The 642-nt window shown below is 56.9% G+C and carries 1 protein-coding gene; it reads right to left on the bottom strand.

Features of this window, described 5'->3' with window-relative positions; genetic code table 11:
• The coding region (locus AC04SI_RS33340) for an ATP-dependent DNA ligase (protein WP_488475737.1) at positions 1-323 on the bottom strand (323 nt) is incomplete at its 3' end.
• Positions 324-642: the final 319 nt, after the last annotated feature.

Genomic DNA, 642 nt, shown 5'->3' with positions numbered 1-642 from the left:
AAGGCGACGAAGTACAGATCATGCTGGCGCCGGGTGATCGCTTTCCGAAGTGCTGCGAAGTCGGAGATCCCCGCCTCGTTGGTGACGATGATCTCGCCGTCAATGATGGCGCTTTCCACCTCGAGCGAGGCCGCGGCGGCTGCGAGGTCGCGGTATTTCGATGTCCAGTCGAGACCGCGCTTTGTGAAGATGCGCACGCCGTCGGCATCCCTCACGATCTGGGAGCGGTAGCCATCAAACTTGACTTCGTGAATCCAGCCATCGCCCTCGGCAGGCTTCTCCACCAAGGTCGGCATCAACGGAGGGATGAACTTCAAACGCATGCACAGACTCACGGAACGCGATTCAAGGCGTGGCGCCTAATCTTAGTTCCGAAGCATTTTAGCAAAATTGAATATTCGAATGAACGGCCTATAATTTGCCAGCCGGCAAACCTACCGGTTTCGCCGGTTAGGGAGGAAAGTTATGGCAGATGTGACGTCAAGAGATCAGGACTCCGAGATCGTTCGGCGCGGTTATGCCGCGTTCAATACTGGAGACATGGACACGCTGGCGCTAATCATCGACGAGACCTGCACCTGGCATACTCCGGGCAAGAGTCCCGTGGCCGGAGACCATAAAGGCCACGAGGCAATCTTTGGC

The sequence above is a fragment of the Mesorhizobium sp. CNPSo 4689 genome (assembly GCF_057784325.1).
Note: the sequence above shows the minus strand (reverse complement) of the source record. Positions and strands in the feature narration are given on the sequence as shown.